We start from the raw sequence: 7,288 nt of genomic DNA on the forward strand, positions 1-7,288 counted from the left end.
ACGAACAGAAAGAAATCGTTCAGATCCAGCATAGGTCACCGTCGTCCAACCATTGGGACGCTGGGTTCGGATTTCGATGACTTTTGGGCCGATCGTCGAGTGCGTAGCTCCCACTCGACACGTTGATCCGGGCGGCCATGCGAATGCGCCGCGCGGGCATCCAATAGTCCACCGGCCTCTGTTCAGATTCTCCCAGACCGCACGAAGGCCGCATATCGGGCTTCGCCCCGCTCTGGAAGCCGCATTGGACAAACCAGGAGAACGCAATGACCAATCGCGCCTACGAACCACTGACCGCTGAGAACGCCGCCCTCGTTCTGGTCGACCATCAGATCGGGCTGATGACCGGGGTCCGGGATATCTCGACCGGGGAGCTGGGCCACGCTCGTCGGCCAGATCGCCGGCGCCATGCGCAAGTGAGCGATCGATCAATCCCGAACAACCGAGGACATCGACAATGACCAATCGGAGCGATATCCCCGTCGAAGAGAGGGACGCCGACCGTGGACGAAGCGGCCTGTCACGCAGGAATTTCATCGCAGCTTCCACGGGCCTTGCGGGAAGCATCGTTGCGGACGGTGCGGCGGCCGACTCCCTTGCCGACGTGCCGCCCCGCGAGGTTGGCGCCGACCTCGGCGGGCACAGCGAGCGATCGAAATACGTCAATATCTCCCGCATTCCCGAAGCCGGTCCAGGCAAGCGCAACGTCGATCCGAGCGATGCGATCAATTCGAAGACGCCGATCGACAAGCTCTTCGGCAGCATCACGCCATCGGATCTGCACTACGAGCGAAGCCATTCCGGTGTGCCTGATCTCGATCCGGTCAAACACCGGCTGCTGGTGCATGGCATGGTGCGGAAGCCGTTGGTGTTCAACGTCGATGACCTCAAGGCGATGCCGCAGGTGTCGCGCGTGGTTTTCATTGAATGCACCGGCAATGGCTGGGAGAACTGGAAGAAGGCTGACGAGAACCTCACCGTGCAGAACACGCACGGTCTCGTCAGCACCAACGAATGGACCGGCGTCCCGCTGAAATTCCTGGTCGAACTTGTTGAAAAGGACCGCGGCTCCAACTGGATGCTCGCCGAGGGCGGCGACGCCGCGGGAGTCGCACGCAGCATCCCGCTCACCGACGAAATCCTGAACGAGGCGTTCGTGGCTTATGGGCAGAACGGCGAGCCGCTGCGGCCCGCGCACGGCTTTCCGATGCGGCTGATAATGCCGGGCTTCGAGGGCAACCTGAACATCAAATGGCTGCGCCGGTTGAAATTCGGCGACCGGCCCTGGATGACGCGTTGGGAAACGGCGCGCTACACGCAGCTTCGGGCCGACGGCAAAGCCACCCAATTTCAGCTCCGCATGGAAACCAACTCGGTGATCACATCGCCCTCCGGAACGATGGTGATCAAGCCCGGCTACCAGCGGATCACCGGGCTCGCCTGGAGTGGTCACGGCAAGATCGCCAAGGTCGAGATTTCGACCGATGGCGCCAAGAGCTGGAAGGAAGCGCAGCTAAATCTGCCGGCATTGCCGAAGGCGCAAACGCGCTTTCAGATGGATTGGACCTGGGACGGTAAGCCGACCAAGATTGTCAGCCGTTCGACCGACGATAAGGGCAATGTCCAGCCCGACCGCAAATCCTTCATCGCCGCGATCGGGACCAACGCACTTTTTCACTACAGCGCGCAGCAGCCCTGGAGCATCGACGAGACCGGGAGGGTTCGAAATGTCCTCGACTAGCAAGGCATTCCTCACTGGCGCGATCGCGCTCGCGCTTGGTTCTCCCGTACTTGCATATGATTTCGGCCGTCCCGCGACACCCGACGAGATAGCGCAATGGGATATCGACGTCAGGCCGGATGGCAAGGGACTGCCACCGGGCAGCGGTACGGCAGCGCGAGGAAAGCAGGTCTTCGCCGACAACTGCGCGGCTTGCCATGGCGACAACGGCGTTGGCGGCATCAAGGACCGCCTCGTCGGAGGGCAGGGCACGTTGGCTTCGGACGCACCGGTGAAGACCGTGGGCAGCTTTTGGCCCTACGCCACCACGCTCTTCGATTACATTCACAGAGCGATGCCTTATCAGGCGCCGGGTTCGCTTGATAGCGATGATACCTGTGCCGTCGCGGCCTATATCCTTCACTTGAACGGCATTCTGCCTGCCGACGGCAAGCTCGATCGCGACACCCTACCAAAGATCAAGATGCCGAACCGCGATGGTTTCGTTCCGGAGCCGGAGTTCGATCCGGCCAAGCTGTTCAGGAAGAAGTGAGAATGGGCTTCTTAAGGACTGTCGTCTTCGTGCTGATCGCAACGACTTGGTTATCAGGAGAGCATGCAATGTCCGCTGATGGATTGATCACGCTGCACAGCAGCTTTGGCCCGGAAGAAACGATGCACCGGTTTGAGACTGAGGTCCGAGCCAGGGGCATGACGGTATTCAGCCATATCGACCATGCCGCTGGCGCTGCCACGGTCGGCTTGCCGCTGCGGCCGACAAATCTTCTGATCTTCGGCGCGGCGAAGGCCGGCACTCCGCTGATGCAATCGGTGCAGACGATCGGCATCGACCTGCCGTTGAAGGCGCTGGTCTGGCAGGACGAGGATGGCAAGACTTTCCTTTCCTACAATGATCCCGCCTATATCACGCGTCGGCATGGTATCGGCGAAGCCGCCAGGCCTGTCATCGAAGCGATGTCGGGCGCGCTGAAGGAGATGGCAGCAAAGTCGACAACGGCTCCTTGAGATCAGCGGGAGCCAACGGTGAGGCGCCGCCATTCTGCGGATGTCTGCGCAGGCGGCGTCGGCACGGACAAGCGCGGCTCAATAAGAATCATTACACGCGTAACCAGTTAGGAAGAAACGTACAGGGATTTGACTTTTGTCGGGTCTTGGCCTCCGCCATCATCCGCACGCGTCATGGTTAGGCGACGCTGATATCGGGATGAATGTGATGTCGCAAGTCGGTTTCGAGGAAGCTTTACGTCGCGTGGGCATGGAGGTCCGCGGAGGAAATCTGATCGAGGTCCCATGGTCAAACGTTGCAGACGGAGAGTCCGTTGGCAACGTAGCGTGGGCCGGACGGGATATGGCAATCTTCGTGGTCGACTGCGCAGACTCGAAAATCGTCGAACTGGAGACGTTGGCAAGGAAGGACGTTATCGTCTGTAGTGCTGTGCTCAATCAGGACGGAGCCTGGACGGACTTCGCCGTCGGCGACAGTCGTTTCGACGCGAAAGGCGCAGATATGACGATGGTCTTCGTGCCGCAACACGAGCGCTTCAAGTTTGTAACGAGTGTTTCGCGAGGTCTCAAGGCGGTTACTGTCGTCGTCGACATGATGTCCATGATGAAAGCTCGTGGCCTTCCTGCTGCGGCATTGCCGAAATCGCTCCTGCGCACGATCCGGGGGCGGGAGATCGCGATGGAGACGCTTGTCCCCGGCTATTTTGGCGAGATCGCAAGGGACGTTGCTGCCCGACGGGCCATGTTTCCGTCTCTCGCTACGCTCTATTATGAGGGCAAGACGTTTGAATTGGTTTTCGCTCTGTTGAGCGGGCTCTCCCGACGCGACGCTTTCCGCGCCGGCGGCGGTGTCTTCGATTCGGGCATTCTTGACCGGCTGGGCTTGGTGAAGCAAATCATCGACCGGGCGCCGCATCGCATTTTGGACGTAGATGCTCTCGCGCGCGTCGCCGCCATGAACAGAACCAAGCTCCGATCCGCCTTCAAGCAGGTCTATGGCACAACACTATCGGGCTATCGCACAGTACTCATGCTGCAACGAGCCGATCGGGCTCTCAAACAAGCAGGAGCCAGCGTTAAGCACGCGGCCCGCCACGCGGGCTACGCTACGACGTCCAGTTTCATCATCGCTTATAAGCGGCAATACGGAGTTCGCCCAGGAATCGTCCTGCGAGATTGAATACTGTGTCGAGAGCGAAAGGCTGCGGCGCTAACGATCCATCCTGCGATCTTCGATATCGCCTCCGGTATTCTTTCGGATGTTGCATGTATCACAACCGAGAGTTCGAAAATATGGTGCAGAACGTTATCGGGCAATCCGAGCAGGCGGTGCATGATCTCGAGGGTCAAATGCAGGGCCGGGTCACCGCGCGCGGGGACGAATATTACGAGAACGCCCGAAAGGTGTGGAACGGCGCGGTGGATCACTATCCGGTCGCGATTGCCTTCTGCGAAAGCGCGGAAGACGTCCAGGCAGCCGTGCGAACAGCGCGTGCCCATAACTTGCCAGTATCGGTTCGTAGCCGTGGACACGACGCTGCCGGGCGTTCGGTCCGGTCGGACGCGCTCGTCATCGACCTCTCTCTGATGGACCACGTCCAGATCGACGATCAAGTCGCGACCGTTGCCGGCGGCGCCACCGCCGCCAAAGTTATCGCCGCCGCTGCCGCGCGCAACCTCATGGCCGTGACGGGCTGGAATGGTGTGCCGGGAATAACTGGACTGACAACCGTCGGCGGTTATGGCCCTCTGATTGCAAGCCACGGTCTGGCGTTGGATAGCCTGACTGGCGCCGAACTTGTTCTTGCCGACGGGCAGCGCCTCACCGTCGATCGGGACAAAAACCCGGATCTGCTTTTGGCTCTTAAAGGCGGCGGAGGCAATTTCGGCGTGGTCACGTGGATGAAAGTTCGCTTGCACCCCGCTCGCCAGGTTCTGGGCGGCATGATTTTGTTTCCATGGGGAGAAGCAGAGACAGTGCTGGCCGGTATGGCAAGGCAATAGGATCTGCCAGCAACAATCTCTCCGTCGTTATCGGAATCATTTCCCTACCGGACGGCAGCCCGGCTCTATTCCTGGCGCCAGCGTGGACCGGCGAGATATCCGACGGCGAAATCGCGATGGAGGTCCTGAAGCGCTGCGGTAAGCCCATGCACGTGCAGATCGCGTCAATGGGCTATCAGGACTTGATTCAGGGCTTTGATGCGCGTGTGGCGAATGACAAGCACTATGCGCTCGAGACCCGTTGGATACCGGCACTCAATCCAGAGGCGATGTCTGCCTTGATTGAAGGTGGCGCCAGTCGAACGTCGCCATTCTCGACCATCATCCTTCAGCATTTCCGTGGCCTGCCCACGCAATTTCCCCCGGACAGCACCGCCTTTGGACTGCGACGTGAACATGTCATGGTTGAGATCATATCCTGTTGGGATCCCACTGCTGGCGACAACGGCTCCGTCCACAAACGCTGGGCACGCGATTTTTCTCAGACATTGGCTCCCATGTCGTTGCCGGGCGGCTATCCCAACCTCCTGGGACCGCATGCTCAGGACCAAATCGCTCAGGCTTACGGGAACAACATCACGAGACTTCAGGCCGTGAAGCGTCGTTTCGACCCGGATGGCTGCTTCTCAGCCACGCCTCTCCCCCGCTGAAGCGAGTTGTCGGGCTCACACTGGGTGTTCGCGATCGAGCACTCGAACAACGGAGACTATGCGATGACGGTGCAGAACTTTGCGGAGACAGGCGCGGCGAGCCCTCATGGCGCGACACTTCCGGTTCTCACCCTCAAGCAACTTGACGCAGATCCACATGGAGTCTTTCGCCAGTACCGCAAGGATCACCCTGTCGTGCTGCACGAGACCGGCGGATATTTCGTCCTGCGTTTTTCCGATGTCGAGCGCCTGGGCAGGGATCCGCGAGTCGGCTCAAGCGGAACGAGCTTTCCCAAGTCGTTGGGCATCAGCAGCGGTGCGATATTCGATCTCTTCGAATACAGCATGATCACAGCCGATGGCGAAGTCCATCGGCGGCGGCGCTCACCATTGTCGCGGCCATTCGCCGTCCGTACGATCAACGAGATGCGGCAAAGCATCCGCCGCGCAGCCGACGACCTCATCAACGGCTGGTACAGAGATGGCGAGGTGGACTTCATCGGCGAGTTTGCGGCCAAACTGCCTGCCCGCATCATTGCCGATCTCTTGGGGCTTCCGCGCGAGGACATTCCGGAATTTACGCTGCTGGTCTATGAGGTGACGAAGATCTTCAGTTTCGGACTGTACCTGGACGAGATCGGAAAGATCGAGAAAGCCGCGCAGCGGCTGCATGATTACGTGGAAACGGCTCTTGATCAACATCGCCGCAGACCACGCGAAGATTTCCTGTCGTCGTTCCTGACTGCGGCCGCCGAAGCAGACGAATTGTCGCCGCAAGAGATACTCTACCAGATAATGCCGCTAATCATCGGCGGCACCGACACGACCAGGGTCGCGCTCGCAACGCAACTTGCGCTTCTGCTCCAGCATCGCGAGCAGTGGGCGGCGGTCTGTGATGAGCCTTCATTGGTTCCGGCCGCGGTCACGGAAGCGATGCGCTTCGAGCCTACCGGCGCGTCGACGGTGAGAGTCACACGCGAGAATGTTGACGTCGACGGGACCGTTATACCCGCCGACCAGCTTGTCACGCTTTCTATGATGTCGGCGATGCGCGACGAATCCACCTACCACCGTCCGGACATATTTGACATTCGTCGCGCCGACCAGCCGCGCGTGCATCCGATCTTTGGATTTGGCGCACACCGGTGCATCGGCGAGGCGCTCGCACGCGCCGAACTGGAGGAAGGCCTGGGCGCGATTGCCGCCCGAATACCGCAGCTTCACCTGGATACGCCACTGGAGATCAAGGGCCATATGGGAGTTCGTCGCATCGATGCTGCCATGCGAGTCTTCTGGAAGCCATGACATCGCGCGGCGCAGGGCTCCTCGACATTGTCCCGGAAGCCAAGCGGCATCGCCTGCGCTCGCCTGAGGATTGGTGGCCGATGGTTCTGGGAACGGGCTATCGCGGCACGATCGAGCAACTGGATGCGGCACAGAGAGAGGGTACGAAAACACTGCTTCGATTATATCCGCGCCCACGGTGTGGCATGTTCACGCGGGGTGCGGCCTTGCAGCAACTGCTTTCGGGAACGGGCCTCGAACTCACTTATACCGGTGAACGCGCCTTCACCTTGACGCCGATCCGGACAGCGGCAAGATCGAACCTGATTGTCTGATTAGCCTGACAACCGCGTCGCGAATGAGCCGACCGTCGATCCGCTACTTCCGCAAAGTCAAGAGCCTCCCCAATCTTAGTCCCCGAAATAAGGTTGTCGTAACGTCATATCTTGCACAGTCGCGGCCGAATCAAATTGGTCATGCGCTATCTTGTGGCGATGCGCGTGCCGTCAACGCATTGTAATAAATGCCCGCTAGGCCGTGTGGACTCTTGGGATTCTCAAATCAGATTGAACGTGATTCAAGGCTTTCTTTTAGGAGGAAGCCT

Annotated in this window: 9 protein-coding genes; all 9 read left to right on the top strand. The window is 59.7% G+C overall.

Annotated features, from left to right (window positions below; all coding sequences use genetic code 11):
* Positions 1 to 266: 266 nt before the first annotated feature.
* The 9 genes from AAFX91_RS12105 (at position 267) to AAFX91_RS12145 (ending at position 7,019) form a co-directional block, all read left to right on the top strand.
* Entirely contained in the window at positions 267 to 461 is a 195-nt protein-coding gene (locus AAFX91_RS12105; protein WP_207234536.1) for a hypothetical protein, read from the top strand.
* Positions 458 to 1,741 (top strand): sulfite dehydrogenase, encoded by a 1,284-nt coding sequence (gene soxC, locus AAFX91_RS12110; RefSeq protein WP_394566594.1) that lies wholly within the window; start codon positions 458 to 460, stop codon positions 1,739 to 1,741. The genes AAFX91_RS12105 and soxC overlap by 4 nt, the downstream gene beginning before the upstream one ends.
* Entirely contained in the window at positions 1,728 to 2,273 is a 546-nt protein-coding gene (locus AAFX91_RS12115; RefSeq protein ID WP_394566595.1) for a c-type cytochrome, read from the top strand. Before soxC ends, AAFX91_RS12115 begins: the two co-directional genes overlap by 14 nt.
* 68 nt (positions 2,274 to 2,341) lie before the next feature.
* Positions 2,342 to 2,746, top strand: a complete 405-nt coding sequence (locus AAFX91_RS12120) for a DUF302 domain-containing protein (protein ID WP_207234535.1) — start codon at positions 2,342 to 2,344, stop codon at positions 2,744 to 2,746.
* 208 nt (positions 2,747 to 2,954) lie between these two features.
* Entirely contained in the window at positions 2,955 to 3,926 is a 972-nt protein-coding gene (locus AAFX91_RS12125; RefSeq protein ID WP_394566596.1) for a helix-turn-helix transcriptional regulator, read from the top strand.
* A gap of 86 nt (positions 3,927 to 4,012) precedes the next feature.
* Positions 4,013 to 4,750 carry an FAD-binding oxidoreductase gene (locus tag AAFX91_RS12130; RefSeq protein WP_394566597.1) on the top strand — a complete coding sequence of 246 codons (738 nt, stop codon included), beginning with the start codon at positions 4,013 to 4,015 and terminating at the stop codon, positions 4,748 to 4,750.
* A 116-nt stretch (positions 4,751 to 4,866) separates the two neighbouring features.
* Positions 4,867 to 5,400 carry a BBE domain-containing protein gene (locus tag AAFX91_RS12135; protein WP_394566598.1) on the top strand — a complete coding sequence of 178 codons (534 nt, stop codon included), beginning with the start codon at positions 4,867 to 4,869 and terminating at the stop codon, positions 5,398 to 5,400.
* Between the two features lie 63 nt (positions 5,401 to 5,463).
* Positions 5,464 to 6,705: a cytochrome P450 gene (locus AAFX91_RS12140; RefSeq protein WP_394566599.1), complete on the top strand. Its 1,242-nt coding sequence runs from the start codon at positions 5,464 to 5,466 to the stop codon at positions 6,703 to 6,705.
* Positions 6,702 to 7,019: an STN domain-containing protein gene (locus tag AAFX91_RS12145; RefSeq protein ID WP_394566601.1), complete on the top strand. Its 318-nt coding sequence runs from the start codon at positions 6,702 to 6,704 to the stop codon at positions 7,017 to 7,019. The genes AAFX91_RS12140 and AAFX91_RS12145 overlap by 4 nt, the downstream gene beginning before the upstream one ends.
* Positions 7,020 to 7,288: the final 269 nt, after the last annotated feature.

This window comes from Bradyrhizobium sp. 31Argb (genome assembly GCF_043638955.1).
Lineage (GTDB): Bacteria > Pseudomonadota > Alphaproteobacteria > Rhizobiales > Xanthobacteraceae > Bradyrhizobium.